This is a genomic window from uncultured Paraglaciecola sp. (genome assembly GCF_963977085.1).
In the GTDB taxonomy this organism is placed as follows: domain Bacteria; phylum Pseudomonadota; class Gammaproteobacteria; order Enterobacterales; family Alteromonadaceae; genus Paraglaciecola.
The window spans coordinates 105,783-128,814 of record NZ_CAXBNC010000009.1 but is presented as its reverse complement, the minus strand read 5'-3'; the positions used below and the strand labels follow the sequence as shown (position 1 = coordinate 128,814).

Annotated in this window: 22 protein-coding genes and 1 tRNA gene; 10 read left to right on the top strand and 13 right to left on the bottom strand. The window is 42.1% G+C overall.

Annotated features, from left to right (window positions below):
* Positions 1 to 46: 46 nt before the first annotated feature.
* From AAC000_RS12625 to AAC000_RS12605, 5 genes are all read right to left on the bottom strand, one after another.
* Positions 47 to 2,473: a TonB-dependent receptor gene (locus tag AAC000_RS12625; protein ID WP_339723146.1), complete on the bottom strand. Its 2,427-nt coding sequence runs from the start codon at positions 2,471 to 2,473 to the stop codon at positions 47 to 49.
* Between the two features lie 108 nt (positions 2,474 to 2,581).
* Complete coding sequence (locus AAC000_RS12620) at positions 2,582 to 3,433, bottom strand: carbon-nitrogen hydrolase family protein (protein WP_339723145.1); 852 nt, start codon at positions 3,431 to 3,433, stop codon at positions 2,582 to 2,584.
* Between the two features lie 97 nt (positions 3,434 to 3,530).
* Positions 3,531 to 5,360 (bottom strand): PLP-dependent aminotransferase family protein, encoded by a 1,830-nt coding sequence (locus tag AAC000_RS12615; protein WP_339723144.1) that lies wholly within the window; start codon positions 5,358 to 5,360, stop codon positions 3,531 to 3,533.
* A gap of 15 nt (positions 5,361 to 5,375) precedes the next feature.
* Positions 5,376 to 6,710: a 4-aminobutyrate--2-oxoglutarate transaminase gene (gabT, locus tag AAC000_RS12610; RefSeq protein ID WP_339723143.1), complete on the bottom strand. Its 1,335-nt coding sequence runs from the start codon at positions 6,708 to 6,710 to the stop codon at positions 5,376 to 5,378.
* Positions 6,707 to 8,170 (bottom strand): NAD-dependent succinate-semialdehyde dehydrogenase, encoded by a 1,464-nt coding sequence (locus AAC000_RS12605; RefSeq protein WP_339723142.1) that lies wholly within the window; start codon positions 8,168 to 8,170, stop codon positions 6,707 to 6,709. The genes gabT and AAC000_RS12605 overlap by 4 nt, the downstream gene beginning before the upstream one ends.
* 96 nt (positions 8,171 to 8,266) lie before the next feature.
* Between AAC000_RS12605 and AAC000_RS12600 the strand changes: the two genes are divergently transcribed.
* Together AAC000_RS12600 and AAC000_RS12595 are read left to right on the top strand one after the other, a co-directional pair.
* A complete protein-coding gene (locus AAC000_RS12600) occupies positions 8,267 to 9,184 on the top strand; it encodes a LysR family transcriptional regulator (protein ID WP_339723141.1) in 918 nt (305 codons plus the stop codon).
* Positions 9,185 to 9,389: 205 nt separating this feature from the next.
* Positions 9,390 to 11,375, top strand: coding sequence for a serine hydrolase domain-containing protein (locus AAC000_RS12595; protein ID WP_339723140.1), 1,986 nt, complete (start codon positions 9,390 to 9,392; stop codon positions 11,373 to 11,375).
* A gap of 661 nt (positions 11,376 to 12,036) precedes the next feature.
* On the opposite strand, the gene groL is transcribed toward AAC000_RS12595, so the two are convergent.
* A complete protein-coding gene (gene groL / locus AAC000_RS12590) occupies positions 12,037 to 13,686 on the bottom strand; it encodes a chaperonin GroEL (RefSeq protein WP_339723139.1) in 1,650 nt (549 codons plus the stop codon).
* Positions 13,687 to 13,724: 38 nt separating this feature from the next.
* A complete protein-coding gene (locus AAC000_RS12585) occupies positions 13,725 to 14,015 on the bottom strand; it encodes a co-chaperone GroES (protein ID WP_339723138.1) in 291 nt (96 codons plus the stop codon).
* Positions 14,016 to 14,329: 314 nt separating this feature from the next.
* Between AAC000_RS12585 and AAC000_RS12580 the strand changes: the two genes are divergently transcribed.
* Complete coding sequence (locus AAC000_RS12580) at positions 14,330 to 15,217, top strand: MipA/OmpV family protein (RefSeq protein WP_339723137.1); 888 nt, start codon at positions 14,330 to 14,332, stop codon at positions 15,215 to 15,217.
* Between the two features lie 89 nt (positions 15,218 to 15,306).
* Here the strand turns inward: AAC000_RS12580 and AAC000_RS12575 are convergent, their stop codons facing one another.
* Together AAC000_RS12575 and AAC000_RS12570 are read right to left on the bottom strand one after the other, a co-directional pair.
* Complete coding sequence (locus AAC000_RS12575; RefSeq protein WP_339723136.1) at positions 15,307 to 16,104, bottom strand: hypothetical protein; 798 nt, start codon at positions 16,102 to 16,104, stop codon at positions 15,307 to 15,309.
* Between the two features lie 331 nt (positions 16,105 to 16,435).
* Positions 16,436 to 16,891 (bottom strand): GNAT family N-acetyltransferase, encoded by a 456-nt coding sequence (locus tag AAC000_RS12570; protein WP_339723135.1) that lies wholly within the window; start codon positions 16,889 to 16,891, stop codon positions 16,436 to 16,438.
* A 145-nt stretch (positions 16,892 to 17,036) separates the two neighbouring features.
* On the opposite strand from AAC000_RS12570, the gene AAC000_RS12565 reads away from it, so the two are divergent.
* A tRNA-Arg gene (locus AAC000_RS12565) sits at positions 17,037 to 17,113 on the top strand.
* A gap of 204 nt (positions 17,114 to 17,317) precedes the next feature.
* On the opposite strand, the gene AAC000_RS12560 is transcribed toward AAC000_RS12565, so the two are convergent.
* Entirely contained in the window at positions 17,318 to 17,737 is a 420-nt protein-coding gene (locus AAC000_RS12560) for a type II toxin-antitoxin system VapC family toxin (protein ID WP_339723134.1), read from the bottom strand.
* Positions 17,734 to 17,961, bottom strand: coding sequence for a type II toxin-antitoxin system VapB family antitoxin (gene vapB, locus AAC000_RS12555; RefSeq protein ID WP_339723133.1), 228 nt, complete (start codon positions 17,959 to 17,961; stop codon positions 17,734 to 17,736). The genes AAC000_RS12560 and vapB overlap by 4 nt, the downstream gene beginning before the upstream one ends.
* Positions 17,962 to 18,491: 530 nt before the next feature.
* Here vapB and rpsF point away from each other — a divergent pair.
* The 3 genes from rpsF to rplI are packed head-to-tail and all read left to right on the top strand — an operon-like array spanning position 18,492 to position 19,607.
* Positions 18,492 to 18,911: a 30S ribosomal protein S6 gene (gene rpsF / locus AAC000_RS12550; protein ID WP_339723132.1), complete on the top strand. Its 420-nt coding sequence runs from the start codon at positions 18,492 to 18,494 to the stop codon at positions 18,909 to 18,911.
* Complete coding sequence (gene rpsR / locus AAC000_RS12545) at positions 18,911 to 19,138, top strand: 30S ribosomal protein S18 (protein WP_158966663.1); 228 nt, start codon at positions 18,911 to 18,913, stop codon at positions 19,136 to 19,138. The genes rpsF and rpsR overlap by 1 nt, the downstream gene beginning before the upstream one ends.
* A 16-nt stretch (positions 19,139 to 19,154) precedes the next feature.
* Positions 19,155 to 19,607 (top strand): 50S ribosomal protein L9, encoded by a 453-nt coding sequence (gene rplI, locus AAC000_RS12540; protein WP_339723131.1) that lies wholly within the window; start codon positions 19,155 to 19,157, stop codon positions 19,605 to 19,607.
* A gap of 68 nt (positions 19,608 to 19,675) precedes the next feature.
* Here the strand turns inward: rplI and AAC000_RS12535 are convergent, their stop codons facing one another.
* Positions 19,676 to 20,206, bottom strand: a complete 531-nt coding sequence (locus AAC000_RS12535) for a DUF5655 domain-containing protein (RefSeq protein ID WP_339723130.1) — start codon at positions 20,204 to 20,206, stop codon at positions 19,676 to 19,678.
* A 15-nt stretch (positions 20,207 to 20,221) separates the two neighbouring features.
* Positions 20,222 to 20,857, bottom strand: a complete 636-nt coding sequence (locus tag AAC000_RS12530; RefSeq protein ID WP_339723129.1) for an MOSC domain-containing protein — start codon at positions 20,855 to 20,857, stop codon at positions 20,222 to 20,224.
* 99 nt (positions 20,858 to 20,956) lie between these two features.
* Here AAC000_RS12530 and AAC000_RS12525 point away from each other — a divergent pair, with 99 nt between their 5' ends.
* Genes AAC000_RS12525 through AAC000_RS12515 form a run of 3 tightly spaced genes read left to right on the top strand, consistent with a single transcriptional unit; the run spans position 20,957 to position 22,983 of the window.
* Entirely contained in the window at positions 20,957 to 21,523 is a 567-nt protein-coding gene (locus AAC000_RS12525) for an RNA polymerase sigma factor (protein ID WP_339723128.1), read from the top strand.
* Positions 21,516 to 22,007, top strand: coding sequence for a hypothetical protein (locus AAC000_RS12520; protein ID WP_339723127.1), 492 nt, complete (start codon positions 21,516 to 21,518; stop codon positions 22,005 to 22,007). Before AAC000_RS12525 ends, AAC000_RS12520 begins: the two co-directional genes overlap by 8 nt.
* Before the next feature lie 25 nt (positions 22,008 to 22,032).
* Complete coding sequence (locus tag AAC000_RS12515; protein ID WP_339723126.1) at positions 22,033 to 22,983, top strand: hypothetical protein; 951 nt, start codon at positions 22,033 to 22,035, stop codon at positions 22,981 to 22,983.
* Positions 22,984 to 23,032 lie beyond the last annotated feature (49 nt).

Here is a 23,032-nt window from a genome sequence, read left to right as displayed (position 1 = left end):
ACACAATATACTAGCCCTTCGAAATTCAACATTAACAACCACCTAATTAAAAGCGGTAGTTAAAAGCAACCCCAAATGTTCTGGGCAAACTAATGTAATCTTTAGAAGAATTACCCAAGAAGTTTTCGCTAGGGTCGGTTCCCATGTAGGCCTCGGGTATCAGCCCGGTCACCCCATCTTCATTGAAAATGTTTTTCACGTATAGGGTCACATCCCAAGTGTCAGAGGCGAGTCTAGAGGTAATATTCGATAACGAAAATCCATCTATGTCGGCCTGTAAAGAATCACTGTCACCTAAGTAGTTAAGGGAGCTAGATTGATAGTAAGTGTTTATTTGCGTGACCCAATACATGCCACCATCTAGTTCATGGGTGTAGTCAACTGCGAGACTAATAGTGTTTTTAGGTGAAGCAGGTAGTTTCGCCCCATTTTCTGCTTGTACTCTGTTTGCCGACTCTGAGTCGACTCCAGTAGGCACAATAAAATCAGCAGTCAATTCAGCACTGACATTAGCATAACCCAGCACATAATGAATGCTGTCTGTTAGGTAACCTTGAAGCTCTAATTCGATACCTTGTGTTTGAGCCGATTCACCATTAGCTACAGTAAAAAATCCCCAATACGAGGCCGTATTCAGTTGCGGATTATCCCAATCTAATCTGAAAGCCGACAAACTATAACTATGTTTGTTATTGCCTAGGTAACCTTTCACCCCTAATTCATAATTAACCGCACTATCAGAAGAGTATTGTTGCCACTCTGGACGTTCTGCCAAACTTCCTTCCAAGGGTACCGCATTTGCGCCACCGCGGCGGTATCCTTCTGAAACAGTACCGTACACCATAGTGTCTTTGTCTAGGTGATAAGACATATTAAATTTGAATAGGGTGTCACTTTCAGATGTTTCAAAACTAGGCTCGGCACCTAAAAATGGCCAAATAGGTAACATTAATTCAGTATCATTGACAAAGGTATTGTCAAAACGTCTGACCCCAATAGTGGCGCGAAAATCATCGGAAAAATTGTAGGTTAACTCACCAAAAATAGCCTTATCCTTGAAATTTTCGTTGCGAATATAGTGGAAATCGTTGTCGGTATAAACCATGCCGAAACCACCCATAGTTGGCCACCAAGAAAATGCGGCACCCGCCCATTCTTGATATCCAGGCATAAAGCTATCTTGTGTGGCTTGACTGTCTTGATCCATGTAGTAAACGCCTACAACCCAATCAATATTGTTTTTTGTTTCGTTAGAGACTAAACGTAATTCTTGCACGAAAGCGCTATCGTCGTATCCACGTTCAGCAAGTGCCATAGGTCTAGGCGAGCCGTAATATAAATCAGCAAACCAGTTCTGTTGTGCGTAAAAACCAGTATTGTCGCTAACGGAATCGCCGCTGTGATTATATTTGGAACTACTAGATGTCAAAGTGGCAAAACCAAGATCCCACTCTGCTTCCAAAGCCGTTAAATCGACTTCTCGTTCTGAAGGTTCCAGTATTACCGCGCCATTTTCGTATTCGCCATATTGTTGTTCAGTGCCATCGACCCAATTTGTGCCCCGGGTTACTTGGCGGCGTCCACCAATTGCATCGCTCTGTTTTTGATAGGAAAGATTCAATCTGACGTCGTCCGAAGGCTCCCAATAAAGTGACATACGTCCGTAATCAATATCAACCGTATCGGCATCTTCTACACTGCGGAAACTGACGCCACCGGCGGCCAGATCGCCGCCTTGTGCAGCGGGGGCATAATTATTACTGTCCAGAACATAAACGTTGCTGTAATCAACAATACCATCGTTATCTATGCGGCCTACGTTAGCGCGAAACGCTAAGTTGTCGGTTAGTGGAATATTGACCATTGCATCTAAATTTAGATTGTTGCCTTCTGAACCCTCAGTTTGTCCAAGGGCCATTCCTACGCTACCGTAAAATTCATCACTTTCCGCTTTGTTCATACGATACTTTACGGTTCCGGCTAAAGAACCTGAACCGTACAAAGTGCCTTGAGGGCCGCGCAATACTTCAACCATTTCTACATCTTTCAGAATAAAGTTGGCTAGTAGAGGCGTTTCATCTACGTAACCGGCAACTGTGGCAACTGCCGATAAAGCAACATCACCTTGTGCCCCGCTATCAACGTTGATACCACGAATAACCACACCGCTTATAACACCTGAATTACGGTACCCTCTGTCCACTACTGTGGCTCCGGGCACATTTCTCAGTAGCTCAGTTGAATCAATAATGTTACCCGCCTTGAGTTCGTCACCGGATACCGCAGAAATATTGTAGGGCACATCCTGAATGCTTTGTGTACGACGGTTGGCCGTCACTTCAATGCGTTCAACCATTTTTTCTGAGTCAACAGCGACTTCTTGTGCAGCTACCTGTGCAACTGGAGCGCCTATTATTAGGGCGCTAGCGATGGCTGTGCTAATCGAACGTTTCTTAAAGTTTAAAGCATGCATAGTGTTACTCCAGTTTTCTTTATTTTTTATAATCTTGTTCGAGGTTAGAACAGTAAATACTTTCTTCGTAGTACCAGATTGGTGCCAGTTGTTGGTCCAGTTTGGTTGTCAGTCTTCTTCACGAGCGGGTAAGGTCAGTGGCCCCAATTGATTTAAAAAGTCACTTGGTTTATTCATTGCTTGATTAGTCAGGGTATGCTGATTGTCACGAAAACTTTTTAATGGTTGCCCCAAGTTATGTAGGCCTCGATCTCGGGTACGTCGGATGTGTGCAAAGTCAATTTCTATAGGGATGATTTCTTGTAATTCACCCGCGCAATAGATTTCATCACCTTGAGGCCCCACAATAATCGATTGCCCATTACCTAAAGCGCCAGCTGTGTTCACAGCCACTACATAACATTGATTAATGGCAGCGGTAGCCTTAGCCAAATTTAATTCTACTGAACGGTCAATAGTACCTGTCATGGTAGGATAGATAAGCACTTCTGCCCCCTCGCATACCATGCTGCGAGCCACTTCTGGAAACCAAAGATCGTAACATATGGCAACGCCAATACGACCTTGTGGGACATCAAATACCACTATGTCTTTACCACTTTCCACGCCTTTTTCGTAAGGACAAAAAGGAAACATCTTGCGATAACGACATACCACTTCGCCGTGATTATTGATAACCGAAGTGGTGTTGTAAACGCCCTCTTCAGCTTGTTCATAGTGACTACCAGGGATCAGCCAGATGTTATGCTCTTTGGCTATATCACAGTAAAACTTTTCGGTAGGGCCAGGTAAAGGTTCAGCATATTTTTTTTCTGGTCCAAAACTATTGAGCTCACCTAATACCAACATATCTAGCCATGGAAAACGCTTTTTACAGCTGACTATTTCTTTGGCAATCTGTTGTAGGTTGTTCCCGTATGAAGAGGCCAGTTGTAAACCAGCGATGGTAAAATGACTCATTGAGTTCCTCATATACTGATGACATTGTGATTTTCCATTGTCTTTAAGAAACTGTAATGGGTCCAGAGTAGAACCGATAGAGCCAGTTTGCTTGGTTCTATGGGTCCAGATTTTTGGTGTGTTCTTTTATATCTAATTGACGAACAAAACAGTAGTTTTTGTCAAACCATTTCATCTGTGAGCCATCTACTACTACGTAAAATCCTTTAACCTCGCCATAACTCCATAGTTTCCATTGTCGCCAATACATACCGTCTTCAATCCACCAACGGCCAGTATCGGTTTCGCTGTCGATGCCACTGGTGTGTCCTGACATGGAACCATCGGGTAATAGGTCAATTGTACAAGGTACGCCGTACACCATTTGACATTCTAGGCGCGTACCCGGCAACAATTTTTTAAGCACTTCATTGCTAAGCAGTTTGCCACTTGCGTCAGTGAGTTTTTCTTCATACTCAGCGGTTAATTGGTGGATAAGCTCTGCGAGTTTACTCACCCCAGCCCGGATTCTGTCATTGGGAATACTAGTGACTCCCATACGAAAACAATTCTCAGGGTGTTTGCCTTTGGCAAAGTAACGTTTAACCGGCTCAATCAGGATGCCAAGTTCTGCTGCTTTTTCACGTAAGTTTTCGCCATCTAGTTGTTTGGGACCTGTTATCCAGTAGGCAGTGCCACCTTGAATAGGGCCGGTATCAATACAATTGGGTAGGTAGGTATTTAATGCCTCGCGCAAGGTTAACCAACGTTCAAAAAAGACTTTATGTAAATGCAGCATAAAGGCATCGTAATAACCTAATGACAGAAAATAGGCTACCGCTCTTTGATTATTTAATGGTGGGTTACGCATGGTCATTTTTCGGAGTTTTTTAAGTTCGCTGATTACGCCAGAGTCGGCCACAATAAAGCCTATTTGGATACCCGAGGCCAATACTTTGGATAAACAGGAAATATAAATCACGCGATTTTCAGTATCTAAACTGCGCAGCGCTGGATGTGGTTGTCGTAAAAAATTACTTTCAAATTCGAAGTCGTCTTCAATAATCAAGATATCTTCTTCTTTGGCTTTTTGAAGCAACGCTTGGCGACGCGACATGGACATAGTCACACTTGTGGGAGTTTGATGGCTAGGGGTTGTGTAAATAATGTCACATTGGTCCAGTTGCGAGTCAACTAACATACCGTTGTCGTCTACTGGTTGATAAACCAACTTGGCACCATTGTATTGCAAAAGATCACGTACTTCAGGGTAACCGGGTTCTTCAACTGCCACAGTGACAGACGCATCCACAAACAACTGACTGACAAGGTGTAGCGCTTGTTGAGTACCCACAGTGATCATAATTTCGTTACTACTGGCCTGAATGCCTCGCCGAGGAATGACCTTAGTGCGAATCTGTTCCAATAACATAGGGTCATCACCCAAACCTTGTAAATGTGACCATTGGTTTATTTCACGGGTTACATTGGCTTGTTGATTGGCATCTCGCCATTCTTTTACGGGATATAACGACGAATCGAATTTTCCATCAATAAAAGGGAAGTTGTACTTTTGCCAATCTGCAGGGCAAGCGGTTTGGTTAGTGGTTTGCACGGCATGTTTGAATCTGTGCTGATTATCACTTACTTTTGGCAAGTAGTGGTGGCTGACTTCATTTTGATTGACCCAACCTTGATGGATTTTTTCATTGACGTAGATCCCACTGCGTTCTCTGCTGACAATGTAACCTTCGTCCTGCAAGTTTTGGTAGACCAACACCACAGTATTTCGTGCTACCCCCAGCTGTTCTGCGAGTTTTCGCGAAGAGGGCAAGCGGCTGCCTAAAGCGAATGATCCAATTAGGATCCCTTCAACCAGTTTATTACGGATTTGACTCTGTAAACTCTCGTCAAGGGAATTGTCTATATGGATCAATCGTTTAAGCATATTTGAATGGCAATCCTACTGTGTTTTAATATTTTGCAGCGCAATGACATCCTGAAAGAGTAACTTAAATTTAGCAATACCTTCTTCAAGAGTTTCATCACTAATGGTCAATGGCGGCAGAAAACGGATCACGTTTCCATAAAATCCACAGGCTAATAATATCAATCCATATTCCGCTGCTTTGCCAATAATAGCTTGGGTTAAAGCAGGATTAGGTTTATCCACATCGTTGTCACTTACCAACTCAATGGCGAGCATGGCACCTATTTGGCGCACATCAACAATAAAACCAGGGTAGTGAAGTTTCATTTCTTCTAGGTGCTGCGCAAATATTTGGCCTATTTCATTGCTGCGTTGTACTAGGTTTTCTTGTTCGATTATTTGCAATACAGATAAAGCAGCAGCACAAGCCACTGGTGAACCACCATAGGTGCCTCCAAGACCACCGGGCAGAGGCGCATCCATAATGGCTTGTTTACCCACTACTGCGGATAAAGGTAAACCACCGGCAATGCCTTTTGCCATGGTAATTAGATCGGGTTCGACATTGGCGTGTTCAAAACAAAACATTTTACCGGTACGGGCAAAGCCTGTTTGAATTTCATCCGCTATCAATACAATGCCATGTTGGTCACACAAGTCACGCAGACCTTGCAAAAATTCGGCAGGAGCCTGATAAAATCCCCCTTCGCCTTGTACGGGTTCAACAATGATTGCGGCAACGTCCTCAGCAGCAATATCTACTTTAAATAAAATATTCAGCGCTTGTAATGAATCGGCCACTGATATGCCATGTAACTCATTGGGAAAAGGTACGTGGTAGATCTCCGCTGGAAACGGCCCAAAGTCTTTTTTATAAGGGGCAATTTTACCCGTTAGTGCCATGGTCATATTGGTTCTTCCATGAAACCCTCCATTAAAGGCGATTACGCCACGACGTTTGGTGTGCGCTCTGGCTATCTTGATGCAGTTTTCTACCGCTTCAGCGCCAGTGCTAACAAAAATAGCCTTTTTAGCTGATTCGCCTGGAGCCAATTCCACCAATTTTTCAGCTAGTGTAATCGCCACTTCATAGGGATTGACCATCACACAGCTATGACTAAATTTCTCAACTTGGTTTTTGACGGCTTCGACAATTAATGGATGACTATGACCTGTATTACACACCGCTATACCAGAGGCAAAATCAATGTAGCGATTGCCATCAACATCCCACACCTCTGAGTTTTTCGCATAATCAACAAAAACTGGATAGACATTACCTTGTCCTCTCGCAATGACCGCTGTTTTACGTTTTTGTAAAGCTTGATTAGTTGTAACTTGCTGTATAACTGATTGATTCATACTCATGAGTGACTCTCCATACCACCTAAACAAAGGTATTTAATTTCTAAATAATCGTCTAACCCATAGCGTGAGCCTTCACGACCATTGCCAGACTGTTTCATTCCACCAAAAGGTGCGGCAGCATTTGATATCGCGCCCTCATTCACACCAATCATGCCAAAATCTAATGACTCAGCTACGCGGAAAATACGCCCAATATTACGACTATAAAAATATCCGGCCAGTCCATATTCGGTTGCATTGGCCAACTCAATGGCTTCACTTTCATCGTCAAAACAAATAATGGGTGACACTGGGCCAAAAATTTCATTGTTGGCGATAGGCATGTCATTGGTGACATTGGTAAGTACAGTGGGTAAATAGTAATTGTCACCTTGTTCAGCACGTCTACCACCCAGCACCAATTCCGCACCTAGGGCAATGGATTGCTGTACTAATTCATGTACGTCACTAGCCGCTTTTGTGGTGATCATCGGGCCAATTTGGGTACCACTGCTCAAGCCGTCACCCACTTTTAAATCTTGCACTGCGGCAATGAATTTTTCGCAAAAGGCTTTATGTACCTTACGCTGTACCAATATACGGTTGGTACAAACACAGGTTTGCCCTGCGTTACGGTATTTAGATACCAACGCCCCCTGAACCGCAGCGTCAATGTCAGCATCATCAAATACAATAAAAGGGGCGTTGCCTCCTAATTCCATAGACACTTTTTTCACTGTGCTAGCGCATTGGGCAATCAGTTTTTTACCCACACCCGTTGAGCCAGTAAAAGTAAACTTGGCCACTAAAGGATGTTCAGTGAGCACTTTGCCTAGGCCACTCGCGTCTTCGCCCACCACTACGTTAAACACGCCTGCAGGAATACCTGCTCGTGACGCCAATTCGGCCATTGCCAGAGCCGACAAGGGTGTTTGTGTGGCGGGACGTACCACAAATGTACAACCCGCAGCCAAAGCCGCAGCCGCTTTACGGGCAATCATGGCATTAGGGAAGTTCCATGGAGTGATGGCAGCTACCACGCCAACAGGTTGTTTAATGACTAATATACGTTTATCACCACTTGGTGCTGGGATAACATCGCCGTAAACACGTTTTCCTTCTTCAGCAAACCACTCAATAAATGAAGCACCATAGGCAATTTCTCCTTTGGCCTCAGCTAAAGGCTTACCTTGTTCTAAGGTTAAAATACGCCCTAAGTCGTCTTGATGTTGGATCATAAGCTCAAACCATTTGCGCAGTATGTCAGAGCGTTGTTGCGCACTTTTTGCAGACCAAGAGGCCAATGCTTTACTCGCTGCTACAACAGCTTGTTCGGCTATTTCTGGGTTGGCATCGCTAATGTTGACTAACACTTCACCATTGGCAGGATTACACACTGCAATCTTTGCTGTGCTTGCAACCCAATGGCCGTCAATGTATGACTCGGTTTTGACCAAGGCTTGGTCAGTGATATTTTGCATTTTGTACTCCGCGACTTATTTTTAGTCATTGAAACTCAAATCCAGATATCGTTAAATATAAAACATTAAACCTTTACGCTTATGTAGATAAAACTTATGAAGTCCTCTAGCCTGATCCCAAAACCCGTCACCGATTTTGATTTAAGGCTATTACGTATTTTTAAATCTGTGGTAGAAAACGGTGGATTTGCAGCAGCGGAAAATGAGCTAGGTATTACTCGCTCAACCATCAGTGTGCACATGGGTAACTTAGAAGCGAGACTCAAACTAAAGTTATGCTCGCGAGGCAGAGGCGGGTTTGCACTGACCGAGGCGGGCCGCATTATTTATCATGCTTGCACCGATATGTTTGAATCCATGAATGATTTTTCGTTGTTAGTGTTATCTCTTAACAGCGAACTAAGTGGTGAATTAGTGATTCTGTGTGCGGACCAACTGGATATTTCCAAACAAAAAAGGCTGGCCGAAGTGGTAAAACTTATTCATCAACAAGCACCAAAATTACAACTCGTATTAGATGTTGATTCGATTCAAAATATTGAAAAATCCCTGTTACGAGACAAAGCCCATGTGGGTCTGATCCCCAATTATAAGCCAGTAGACGGGCTTGAATACCAACAGATATTTAGTGAACCGATGTTTTTGTGTTGTGCTAAAACCCATCCGCTTTTTGACATAGATGATGAACTCATAAGTGAAGATTTACTTCGCTCCTACAGTGCAGTACATCCAGGTCTTGAGGTGGATCAAGCGGGTAGGGAGCAGTTACTAAAACTCAAGTTAGAAGCCAAAGCCTATCAATTTGACACCCGCAAAACCCTCATTCTATCAGGGGTTTATATCGGATATTTACCCATTAGTTATATCAACGAAGAAGTACAAAACGGCGAGATCCGTTTGATTTGTGCAAATGACTGTTTTTATGACTTTAGTCTTTGTTTAGCCAATAAAATCGCACCGCGAGAGCAAGCGAAAGTTGATTTGATTAAAAGTGTTATGTTTTCCAACGTTTAGTTAACGATATGCAACTTGATGTGTATGGTTATGTAACTGAATTTCGCTTAGTAATTTTTACATAATCAAAACAATATTCGACTGAAATCGTGAAGTTGAGTACTGAATACATTGTTGAAACTTTTGCAGAAATGAATTATTTGTTAAGAAATCAGCGACACCTATACTGGTAAATCTAGACTACTAATTGGCAGGAATGTTAATCATGAAGACACTGATAATTTTAACCCTAACGTTGTTAATAGCAGGATGCGCCGGAAGTAATACACAAAACAAAATGCCGCTAAGCGAGTCGCAACAAATCGCCAAGGCCCCTCCTACCTTTACCGAGCCTAAAGACTGGTCACGTAGCGATAAGCACAACGTGATTACCTTTACTGCGCCTGAAGACAATTTAACCCTTTCACTGGTAACAGTTGCGAATGCTGTTGATCCAGAATCTGCCGCTAAAAAAGCTTGGGATCTTCTCGATATCGGTTTTGACCGAAAAGTAAAATTGTTAACTGAAAACCCCTCATCAAAAGGATGGGACAAAATTTGGTCAATTGACTATGAAACTTCGCCCAGTGAGGAGCTTGTTGTATACGCAGAACCTCATCAGTTCGAAGGTCAATGGGCAGTAGTTTTACTGCACGGTGATTTAGGTACTATTGGTAAGCGCGGTGCTGCTGCGCGCGCCATGTTTGGCAGTCTAACGCGCGCCGGGTACCAAGGTGAAGATTTGTCAGGTCGCATTGCCAAGCAGATATCCCCAGAAATGCTAGCAGAACTACTGGCTTTTGTTGAGCAGGCCGCAGACCTGCATCAAGTGCCTGGTGTGGGTATTGGTATTATCCAGAACGGCGAAGTGGTATACAGTGGCGGGGTAGGTGTGAAAGACCAAGAAACCCAACAAAAAATTGATGGTGATACACGATTTATCATTGCTTCTAATACCAAAGGCATGAGTACGCTGTTGCTCTCAAAGCTTGTTGAAATGGGCAAAATTAACTGGGACGATCAGGTCATCAAACATTATCCTGATTTTCGTTTAGGTGACGACGCGACCACAAAAAGTGTACTGATACGTCATCTAGTGTGCGCTTGCACAGGTCTGCCACGTAAAGATTATGAGTGGGTGTTTAATAATCAAGCCGATACACCTGCGACCGCTGTTTTTGAGGAATTAGCGGCGACCCAGCCGACCAGTAAGTTTGGTGAAATCTATCAATATAACAATCAAATGGCCGCTGTTGCCGGTTACGTTGCCGGTCATGTGCTTTACCCTGATATGGAAATAGGAGCCGCCTATGATAAAGCAATGCAGGATATTATTTTTGACCCTCTAGGTATGAACAATACGACCTTTAATTTCAATGATGCAATTATCGGCAATGTCGCGAAACCTTATGTCATAGATGTCGACGCTAATATAGATGCTGTTAGGCAAACCTCATTTGCGGGATTTAACCATACTGTAACGGCTTATCGTCCTGCTGGTGGTGCGTGGTCAACCACTACCGATATGCTCAAATATATTCAAAATGAACTGACCGCAGGATTAGCGCCTGATGGCACTCGCTTGTTTGCTGCCGAGCCATTACTTGAGCGCCGCGTACCCACAGTAGAAACGGGCGCAGGATCGTCTTATGGTATGGGGTTGTCAAATAGGGATATGAGTGGCGTTGCCATCATTGAGCATGGTGGTTCTATGGCAGGTTATCAGTCGCAAATGATGATTATACCGAGCGCAAATATCGGTGCTGTCATCCTCACCAATTCAGACGAAGGCTGGAACTTAACTAAACCTTTTGGTAGGAAACTGATTGAGTTGTTATACGACGCTGTAGATAAAGCCCAAGCACAAATAACCGCAAGTGCCGCAGCCAAGCAAAAAGCAATGGTTGAGGCACGAAAAGACATTACTATTCCTGTTAACCCGGATTTGTTAGCTAATCTGGCTAAAAAATATCATAGCCCTAAATTAGGCACAGTGGATATTATTGTGAATGGCTCTGAGGTTATTCTCGACAGTGGAACGTGGCGCGCACCATTGGGAAGTAAAGCGAATGCAGATGGCACTCATTCTTTGATAACTGTAAGTGGTGCAACCCGAGGTTATTTTGATCTTATTGTAGGTGAAGCCGCGGGCAAACGTACCTTGAGTCTAATCACGCCACAGCACAAATATACCTTTACCGAATCAGATTGAAAGTAGACACATGTATTAAAAAGGAAATGCCATGCGAGACTCTTTTTGCGTAACTGAGTATGTGACTCGATGTAATCTTAATATCATTACGGTTTGGTATTTAATAAGTCATGGTGCCAATTTCCACTCCATCCGTTAGGTGTAATGGCGCAGTTTTTTGTGCTTATTCGACAAGGTAAGTGGTAGTGACTATTTTGGTTAAGGTACCATCGATAGAACTAGAATAGTCATCCAAATCAGTGGCTATTTGCTGCGGTATCTGGGTTTCACGTTTGCGTTTTTGTCCTAAATCAAACTTAGGATTAACTCGATACGCTCATGAATTTGTGACAATACAAGGTGGATATTGTCATGCTAACTATCCATTTATTCAGTGAAGGGTAATTAAAACAAAGGATAAGTGCTTGCTGGGCAACATACTGAGTTTTGTTATGAACAAACAGCATCACGCTTTTGCTACATCTAAGATAAATGTTGTTTTTTAAGATGAAATACTGATTATTGATGAGTTTCTTGGGTCTAAGCGAAAATTAATAATCAGTGAGCACTAGACAAAACTAAAGGCATTAAAAAAAGCCCGCAGACCATAGATCTGCGGGCTTTAAAGTGTTCACATTTCAAGCTTATGCAATGTTATGCACGGTATAGTAATCCTATCGGATTACATCATGCCGCCCATGCCACCCATGCCGCCGCCCATGCCGCCCATATCAGGCATGCCAGGTGCATCGTCTTTAGGTGCGTCAGTGATCATACATTCTGTAGTGATCATCAAGCTAGCGATAGATGCAGCAAACTGAAGTGCAGAACGCGTCACTTTAGTTGGGTCTAGGATACCCATTTCTATCATGTCGCCGTAAGTGTCGTTACCAGCGTTATAACCGTAGTTATCAGTACCGTTTTTCACTTCGTTAGTGACAACTGAAGCTTCTGCACCGGCGTTTGATGCGATTTGACGCATAGGCGCTTCCATTGCACGTAACAACAATTTAATGCCGTGTGTTTGGTCTTCGTTGTCGCCCGTTAGCGAAGCAACTTTAGAAGCGGCACGTACTAGTGCTACACCACCACCTGCTACCACACCTTCTTCAACTGCGGCGCGAGTCGCGTGAAGTGCATCTTCAACGCGGGCTTTTTTCTCTTTCATTTCTACTTCAGTGGCTGCGCCAACTTTGATTACCGCAACACCGCCAGCTAATTTAGCTAGACGTTCTTGCAGTTTTTCTTTGTCGTAGTCAGAAGTTGAATCTTCGATTTGGCCGCGAATTTGCGCAACACGACCTTTGATCATGTCTTCTTCGCCAGCACCATCAACAACAGTAGTGTTGTCTTTGTTGATAACAACACGTTTTGCTGTACCTAAGTCTTCTAGGGTCACTTTTTCAAGGTCTAGACCGATTTCTTCAGAAATCACAGTACCACCAGTTAAGGTAGCGATGTCTTGAAGCATAGCTTTACGACGGTCACCAAAACCAGGAGCTTTAACAGCTGCTACTTTAACGATACCGCGCATGTTGTTCACTACTAGTGTTGCTAGCGCTTCACCTTCAACGTCTTCAGCAATAATTAACAAAGGCTTAGAGGCTTTTGCTACTGCTTCAAGAGTAGGTAGTAATTCACGGATGTTAGAGATTTTTTTGTCAACCAAAAGAATATAAGGGCTGTCTAATTCAACAGTACCGTTTTCTTGGTTGTTCATGAAATAAGGAGAAAGGTAACCGCGGTCGAACTGCATACCTTCAACAACGTCTAATTCGTTTTGAAGTGCTTGACCTTCTTCAACAGTGATAACGCCTTCTTTACCTACTTTGTCCATTGCTTCAGCGATTAGGTCGCCTACTTCTGAATCAGAGTTAGCAGAGATAGTACCCACTTGTGCGATGGCTTTGCTGTCTGCACATGGAACTGAAAGGCCTTTTAACGCTTCAACTGCAGCAACAACAGCTTTGTCGATACCACGTTTAAGATCCATTGGGTTCATACCTGCAGCAACTGATTTTAAACCTTCAGTTACGATAGCTTGAGCTAAAACTGTTGCAGTCGTTGTTCCGTCACCGGCTTCGTCATTGGCTTTAGACGCCACTTCTTTGACCATCTGTGCGCCCATGTTTTCGAATTTATCTTCTAATTCGATTTCTTTGGCTACAGATACACCATCTTTAGTGATGGTAGGTGCACCGAAAGACTTGTCCAATACTACGTGACGGCCTTTAGGACCAAGGGTAACTTTTACTGCGTTAGCTAGGACGTTAACGCCTGCTAACATTTTTGCGCGAGCGTCATCAGAAAAACGAACTTCTTTAGCTGCCATGATAATAATTCCTCTAAAATTCTGTTATTGGATTGGGTTTATTCGACTACTGCTAAGATGTCGCTTTCGCTAAGGATAAGCACGTCTTCGCCGTCTAACTTTTCAGTTTTAACCCCATAACCATCGTTAAAAATTACGATGTCGCCGATTTTAACGTCAACTGCTTTCACGTCGCCGTTGTCTAGTACACGGCCATTGCCTACAGCGATAACTTCACCGCGAGTTGATTTTTCTGCTGCAGAGCCTGTTAGTACTATGCCACCTGCAGATTTGCTTTCTTGTTCGTGACGCTTAACGATAACGCGATCGTTTAAAGGACGAATTGCCATTTTCAAATCTCCTGAAAATTCCAATGTTAATGATATTTTGTGCCTTCTATTTAAAGGCGATGATTAAGCAGAAGACGCATCGCCTGCTTAGAATTCTTTGTAATAGAACTTTGTTCTGCGTCCAGAGATGGGGTTAGCAGAAGTGATCTCAAGGCTTTTTTTATAAAAAAGTGAAATAAATGCGATGTTTTCTAGCATAAATTTGACATAGGATACCGAATACATTTTATAAGACTCGACAACTGGGATCTTTTCTCGATGTCCCAGAGTACTTATCCGAACAATGTTGGCAGTGCTTTATATAAGGATTAATTTTGGTAGCAATAAATAATCGGCTTTATTTAGCCAAATATTGGGTAGTAATATTGTTAGTTGCAATGAGCGCCAACATCAAGGCACAAGAGGAAATTTCCCTAGAAGATGATATGCGTCCGGTTTGGGAGGCGGGTATATTTGCGGCAGCTTTTAATTCGCCCGAGTATCCCGCGGCTAATCAAAGCCAGACGAATGTCATTCCCTCTCCCTATTTTGTTTATCGAGGCAAAACCTTGCGTATTGGTGATGGCTCTATCGCTCGGGCAGTTGCGGTTGATAAAAGTTGGTATGAATTAGATTTATCGTTGTCGGCTTCATTTGGTGCAAATTCAGATGACAATTTAGCTCGGGCAGGTATGCCAGATTTAGATTTTATTTTTGAACTGGGACCCCAGATCAAAATGCGTTTATCGAAATTTGAATTTGAGCAGCATGGTCGCGGCGAACTTTTCTTAAACTTGCAAACCCGTGGGGTGTTTTCCACTGACTTTTCTGGAATGGATCATCGGGGATATGTTTTTCAACCCGATTTTAGGTATAGACAAAAAGGGTGGCTGAGCGATAAGACAGCTTTATCCATAAGTGTGTCGCCAACATGGGCAAGTGAAAAGTTACAGGATTATTTTTATCAAGTGGACCAAGACTTTGTCACAGAGCAACGTCAAGCATATGATGCAAAAGGCGGCTATTTAGGTACTCGGTTATTGGTCAGTGTATCCTTCAATGCCACAGAAAATATCAGGATGTTCGTCGGTGGAAGCACCTCGATGCACGAAGGTGCAGCAAATGAAGACAGCCCGTTGTTCTTGGAAACAAACACCTATTCAATTGGTTTAGGCTTGGTATGGACGCTATTGCAGAGTGAAGAAAGAGTGTCTGGTCGATAGAGTCGACGTTTATACATTAATGCAAAAGCGCTGCAATTTTAAGAAAATTACAGCGCCATTTAATTCATTTTTTGTCTAGTCAATCCATATTACAACAATTCAAGATCACTCATTATATAGTTAGCTGCATCACAAGCTTCACCACCAGAATCGATAAAGTATTGTTCAGGTAAACCAGTTGCACCAAAAATTGGTAATTTGTTAAGTGCACTTGGACTTAAGCCAGCCTCTAAGGGAGTCAGTTTTAATAGAAGGTCAAGCTCGCTATACAACTCATCAATGGTTTTGTAATCAGTAATGTCGGTAAGGAACGTTTCGTTTTCGATGTCATATACAGTGCTGATTTCATCATTAATGACGGTAATGGTGACTATGGGAGTCGGCGCAAAGGTGGCGCAGTCACTGTATTTCACATTGTATTGAAATTTATATTCTGCTGTTTTGTTCGTTTGCCAATTGCTGGATTGGTCTTTGAGCTGATTAATTAAAGCGTATTTTTTTGCATCGGATATCACTTTAAATTCACATTTCGTATCAAATTGAGCATCAGGAAGAGTGGATAGCCTTGAAAATCCTAAAGATTCTGCGGTATCTAAATCTTTATGGTGAATGGTGAAAATATTAATTGATCCAGTTTCAGAACCACATGATTGCGTGTAGGACATACCATCATTGCCCTTTTGCGAGCAGTGTAATTCGATGTTTTCATCAATCAGTAATTTGCCATGGGTTTTTACAGAGATTGTCCCAGTATCGGCGCAACTGATTGCTTGGTCGTCTTGATAGACACGAACATGCTGTTCGCCCACTAAATTAAATAAGTTTTCGTCACAAGCGGTTAAACTCAAACATACGAGTCCAAAAGCAAGTCTAGAATTTTTAGTCATTACATTTCCTTCTTGGTTTAAATTAATGACCCGATAATAGTCACCCAAGACGCACATATCTGTTGATAATTGATAACGAATGTAAAGAAATGCAATCCACCTCAATAGTCTATTTTTAAGAGGAAATAGTTACTTTCATTGTAAAGAGAATAAAGCATCGGCTGCGCGGCGATAGCTGTCTGTGAATTGCTTACAATCTATTAAGGCGTATTTAATGGGATTGGCATAAAAGGTATTTGTTCAGAAGCGTTATAACCTGTAGCGCGGCCTTTCTCCGAAACTAGAAAAGGGAGCTTGGCCCAAATAGGCTACCTAGTTAATGGCTGACTGGTTATTGTTGCGTAGTCATATGAAATTCGAGCTTATCTTCGTCATAAACAGCGAAACCCAAACGTTCATACAGTAGTTTGGCTGGATTGGCCTTTAGTACGTGAAGTTCAACATGTTTTGAATCGTCGCGGGCTAATTCAATAAGATATTCAACTACTTTTCGACCCATTCCTTGCCTTTGATACTTTGCCAGAATTTGCAATTGCATCACAAAAATTTTGTCTGGGTGGTTGAGGTATTTCACCATCCCGATTGTTTCTTGGTCGGTTTCGATCAGGTAACAATCTTCAAAATTGATTAATACGCGTTCTAGATGTCCTGTGTCATCCATAAACCAGCCCGCAACATCAAGGTGTTCGCTCATGGTCTGTTTTCGCAAATTAACTAGAAAATCGATATCGCCTTTGGTGGCGGGTTTTAATTTAAAAGTCATCGGAATTGTCGTTAGTTTTGGCATTGGTTCCATTCTAGCGTAACAGGGCTAATAAACAAAAATCCAAGGTCTGTCGATTTAATCAGTTTTAAGTGCCTCCGCCAATAATTAACAAGAGTATTCTGATAATTTCGATAGCTTGTGCTAGCATCCGTCGCCTACTTGCAATGCGCCCATAGCTCAGCTGGATAGAGTAACTGGCTTCGAACCAGTTGGTCGGGAGTTCGAATCTCTCTGGGCGCGCCAAGTTCTCTTTTTATAAAACCAATTTTCATTCTTTTTTACTGTTGGTATCTCTGTATATTGCCTTAGTAAATTCATCTCATAAGCGGCGAGCATTCATTCGAGATCAAATCAAAGTCATCGTCCACGCGGCGGGCGCATTACCGACTAAGAGTTTTGAATGGCTTTGCAAAAATTAACGTGCGTGTCCTTTTAATTTTCTCTATTTTATTCTTGTGTCCAGTCTTCAAGCTGAAGCCCGATGACGCGTTTAAACTCTCTAGTATTGTTAGTCACTAAAATGCAATCGCTTGCTATCGCGTGGCCAGCTATAGCAGTATCATTCGCACCGATAGGCGTGCCTTTGTCACTTAAATCTTTCTTTATGACTGTACTTGCTTCTACTGCATATTGATCCCAAGCCAAAATGCCATCTACGCGAGACATAAATTCATCAACAATAATATTATGTTTGGGTGAGGCTTTCCTACCGATGGCACCAAAGCGCATTTCAGCATAAGTGATAGCTGACACCACAATGCGATCTTTATTCTCCACATGAGCTTGTAACACTTTTAATAAATACAATGGGCGCTCACGCATAATAAAGGAGCAAATATTGGTATCTAACATGTAGGTTTTTTTCAAAGCTTAACCCTGCCGTTTTCAACAATCTCTGAGCGCTGCGTCATAAAATCATCATCGGCTTTGTTTACATCGACAAAACTGCCCCAAGACTTACGTTTTGGGGTTAATACAATAGAATCACCTTGACGGGTGATTTCCACCTCATTAATACCTTCGAACTCTAATTCTTTAGGAATCCGTACCGCTTGGCTTTTGCCATTGATAAATAGTGATGCTGTCGCCATAAATAAAACCTTGCATATGTCGTGTATATGCTAAGTGTAGTGTTCTTTTGGCATATGTCAAACATATGCATGAGACTTGTTGCCTAGCTGTTGTCGGCTTTTTATTTTGAATGGCTACGCCAGAAAGGCATGCGCTTACGCTTACTGGCCTCCCTGCCAGTTTTGACTCGAATCCCTTCGAGTCAAAAACCGCATGGAGGCGGGTAAGCGCAGCGCATGCTTTGAGTTTTTTCAATACACGAATTCCTCTAAGATAAATCCACCAGATTCCGGCTCAAAAGACTACCGGAATGACGTTTCAACAGTCTTGTATATTCTGTTTAAACGTGGGTTTTTACGCTGCTAGCAAGCAAATTACTTTTAAATCCCTGAAAAACTGCACTATTACCGGCTGAAAGCCAAATAAAACTTGTACAAAAAGTCCAGTTTATATACAATCCGCGCCGCTTAAATCAGTCACTAATTTTAGTTCCTTGTCTCTATATAGTTTGACTGTGCTATCGAGGCTACAACCGTGAGGAGCAACATATATGCGTCATTATGAAATCGTATTTATGGTTCACCCTGACCAGAGTGAACAAGTTCCAGGTATGATCGAGCGTTATACTGGAATTCTTACCCAAGAAGGCGGGGTTATTCACCGCTTGGAAGATTGGGGCCGTCGTCAATTGGCTTACCCAATCGATAAACTTCATAAAGCACACTATGTCTTAGTAAACGCTGAAGCAACTGCTGAAGCTGTTGAAGAGCTAGAAACTGCTTTCCGTTTTAATGATGTTGTTTTGCGTAACCTTGTTATGCGTACCAAAGATGCTGTTACTGAACAGTCACCTATGGCTAAAGAAGAACGTCGTGAAAAACGTGATGAAAAACCTTATGAAAAACCTGCTGCTGCAGAGGCTGTTGAAGAAACTGCCGATACAGCTCCTGAAAAAGAAGGGGATGAATAATGGCTCGTTTTTTTAGACGTCGTAAATTCTGTCGTTTTTCTGCTGAAGGTGTTGCTGCGATAGATTATAAAGACATCGCTATGTTAAAAAATTACATCACTGAAAGTGGTAAAATTGTACCTAGTCGTATCACTGGAACTAGCGCGAAATATCAGCGTCAGTTGTCAACTGCAATTAAGCGTGCGCGCTTCTTAGCGTTGCTTCCATATACTGATTCTCACAAGTAATCGATAGGTAGCAAAGATGGAAATCATACTATTAGACAAGATCGCTAACCTAGGCGGCTTGGGTGACAAAGTCACTGTAAAATCAGGTTACGCGCGTAACTTCTTGTTTCCGCAAGGTAAAGCAGTTCCCGCTACTAAAGTAAATGTAGAAAAATTTGAACAGCGTCGTGCTGAGTTGGAAGCAAAAATTGCTGAACAACTTGCTGCAGCACAAGCTCGTGCAGATAAAATCGCTGCGTTGGGTGAAGTGACTATTGCTTCTCCTGCTGGTGATGAAGGTAAGTTGTTTGGTTCTGTTGGTACACGCGACATAGCAAATGCAATTACTGCTGCTGGTGTTGAAGTGACTAAATCTGAAGTTAAATTACCTGTTGGTACTTTACGTGAAACTGGCGAATTCGATATCGATTTGCAAATTCACTCAGAAGTGACTACCACTATCAAGTTGGTTATTATTCAAGAAGCTTAATAGCGACTTGATTTAAAAATCTAAAAACACCGCTAATTTAGCGGTGTTTTTTTATGTGCAGAAAAGTGTTAATTGGCTTGTTCGTAGGCTTCTTTTATCCACTCAAGCAGCTCATCATCAACCTGGTTTATCTCAGTAAGTTGCACCCTATGTGTACACATAGTGCCAAATGGTCCAGATGTTTCAAGACGTTCACCATGAGGTTTATCGTTAAACTTCAGTCCTAAATCGATACGTTTTTTAGTGCTAGGCTGAATTAACGCGAATTGTCTTTTTACCCGCATACTCACTGCCGATTTTTTTGGGGCTACTTCCACATCTGCACCTAAACTAGTAATTGCCTCATGCAACTTATCAAATATAGGTTTTAGATTTTCTTTACCTTTATATTGGTTAATAACTAAGTCATCAGCATCGGTGGAGGCAGCATCCGCTTCTCGAAACTTTAATGTAATAAAATTGGCAAAACCATGGGTGATACCATGCTCTTTTTTGAGAAATGCCATGTATTCGCCATGTTTACTAAAGGGCTGTTGTGCCAACAATTGCTTCCATTGTTCTAATGTTTTGCCGGTCTTTTCAAGTAAATTTTGTTCCATAACCTGCCTCACTGTTTAAGTCATATGGTATTTGTTTTGTAGCCGACTTTGCCATTCTGGGTCAAGTCCTTCGGCGTGGGTTGCCAATTCAATAGTCTGTGCATCAGTCTCTGCATAAATAACCTTTAACATAGTATCAACAGTGACTTGAGCATTTGGTCTTTGTTGTAACTGGAATTCATCATTGAGAGTGATTTCTCCGCCTTGCAAAACGCGGTAATACCAACCATTTAACCGATGTTGGCTGATAAAACGGTTTAAATCTGGTTGTTTAAATTTAGCATCAATTTTCCAACAAGGAATGCGAGGTGAACTAATTTGCACAATGGCACTACCTAGGTTGTAAATATCTCCAATACAGACATTGTGTTCGTGCATACCTTTGGCACTGAGATTTTCGCCTATCATTCCGGGCCTGGCTTGTTTATGTAATAAGGGATATCGTTTGATTATTTTTTCATAACTTCTTAACGCATACTGATGTAATGCTTTTTGTGGGCCGCCGTGAAAACGTTTATCAGCTTGAATATCACCTTGGATGCCTAATTCATCTACTGTTACTGTACTGACAGCTTGTTTATCAATACCAGTTGCACTGCGCTTTTCACCAATATGGGTGAGTTTTCCCTTATATAAGCCAATGATTTTCATAACTATTCTCACTAATTTTATTTATTATTTTTGTGCTTTAAACCTTTGTGATCTACCCTGCGACTAATCTTTTAACACAATAAAGAGTAAGACGTTAGATTGACTACACAAGGAAACGTCGTTGCTGCCCAGCATAAGTTTACCTCACGAAGTGAGTGGGACTTAATAAAAGCGGTGCAGGGCGGAGATAAACAAGCTTATAACCGATTGTATCAGCAATACATAGGGCAGGTGTATGGGCTGTGTTTTCGGCTGACCGGTGAAAAGATGTTAGCTGAGGATGCTGCCCAAGAGGTCTTTATTCAGTTGTGGCGAAAAATTGGCAATTTTAAAGGTGACAGTAAGTTTTCAACTTGGTTACACACAGTGACTTCAAATATCACGATTTCGTATATACGTAAGCAAAAAGGTTGGCTGCAAAAGATGTTTAATATTGAGGACTCTGTTGCCATGAATACTGAAGCTGAGGAGTCGTGCAGTAATGTTGATATTGAAAGTTATGTTGTCAGACTGCCTGAAAGGGCACGTATTGTGTTTGTGCTGCATGCAATTGAGGGGTATAGGCACGAAGAAATTGCCTCTATGACGAATATGGCAGTGGGTTCGAGTAAAGCGCAATTTCACCGCGCCAAGCAGTTGTTGAAGGAGTGGATGGGATATGAGTAAAACAAATTTTGAAAAGGCGTTAGCGGATCAGTTAGCGGACTTAGACAAAAATAAACAACCAGATCGGGATCTTTGGCCTGGCATTGAGTTGGCATTAACCAGTGATACTTCAGAACCTTCTCGGGCAGTGGTTGGCAAAAAAATGTACTTGGTTGCAGCAACTGTGGCTATGTTTGGCTTGATTGGCTGGTTATCACTTAATCAGCAGGCTGTTTCGTTGACAGGTGATGATTTGGTGGCGTCATTAAGCCAACAACATCTAAAGCAAAAAAATGCTTTATTGGTTCGCTTTCAAGATCAACCTGCCCTGACCCAAAATTGGCAGAGTCAACTAACCGAATTAGATGACGCCGCAGTCGCGATAAAAGCAGCGCTAGAAAATGAGCCGAACAATATGGCGCTATTAAAGATGTTGCAAAGTGTGCATCAACAACAAATTAATTTAATTGAGCGCGTGCATTCACCCAAGTGGTCACAAATTTAAGCGCTGAATTTTTAGGAGTATAGGAATGAAAAAGTTATTAATTTTTGCCGGATTTTTATGTCTGAGTTGGACTGTTTTAGCTGAAGAAAAAGTTAATCGTTCATTAGAGGTATCAAAAAACCCTTATGTGCAAATTGAGCATGTAAATGGTTCTGCAAAGGTGATTGCATGGGATAAATCTGAAGTTAAAGTGGCAGGAACTTTAGGTGATAGAACAGAAAAGTTTATCTTTGAAAAAGACAATAATGAAGTACTCATTAAGGTCAAAGTTAAGAATAACTATGGTTGGAATAACTGGGGCTCAGATAATGGCGATGAATTAGAAATATTTGTACCTCGTCAAAGTAAAGTGTTTTACAGCGCAGTCAACGCCGATGTTGAACTAGAGCAAGTGCGCGGTGGCGCAAGAGTCGAAACCGTTAACGGTGCTATTAAAGTAAAAGAACTAGCAGGGCGAATTCGCCTAGAATCAGTAAACGGTCGAATCACTGCCAATAGTTTAGAAGGCGATGTAAAAATAAGTACAGTAAATGGCACGATTGACTCCCGCAGTTCAAAAGGTAAAGAAGACTCCTACGAGTCGGTTAATGGCGATATTGAAGTCACCAGTGAAAGTGGCGATATCAATGTGGAGACAGTGAATGGCGATATTGAATTGAAGCTTGGTAAGGTTAATCAGTTGAATATGGAAACAGTAAACGGTTCGATAGAGGCGAAGCTTGATCTTCAGAGAAATGGCGAGATTGAAGCGTCATCAGTAGGTGGTTCAATTTATCTCTATTTACAAAGTGATGTTTCTGCAAGGTTTGATATTGAAGGCCATGCTGGTGGAAAAATTACCAATTATTTGTCAGATGATAAAATGCAGAAAGCGAAATATGGGCCTAATCGCTGGTTGAAGTTTTCGCTTAATGGCGGCAGTGCAAAAGTGAATGTATCCACTGTGAGTGGCAGAGTGAAGCTAGATAAGAAGTAACTTTGTTGTCAATAAGTTCGATTTTGGTTTAGCCAACTTCGAACTTCAT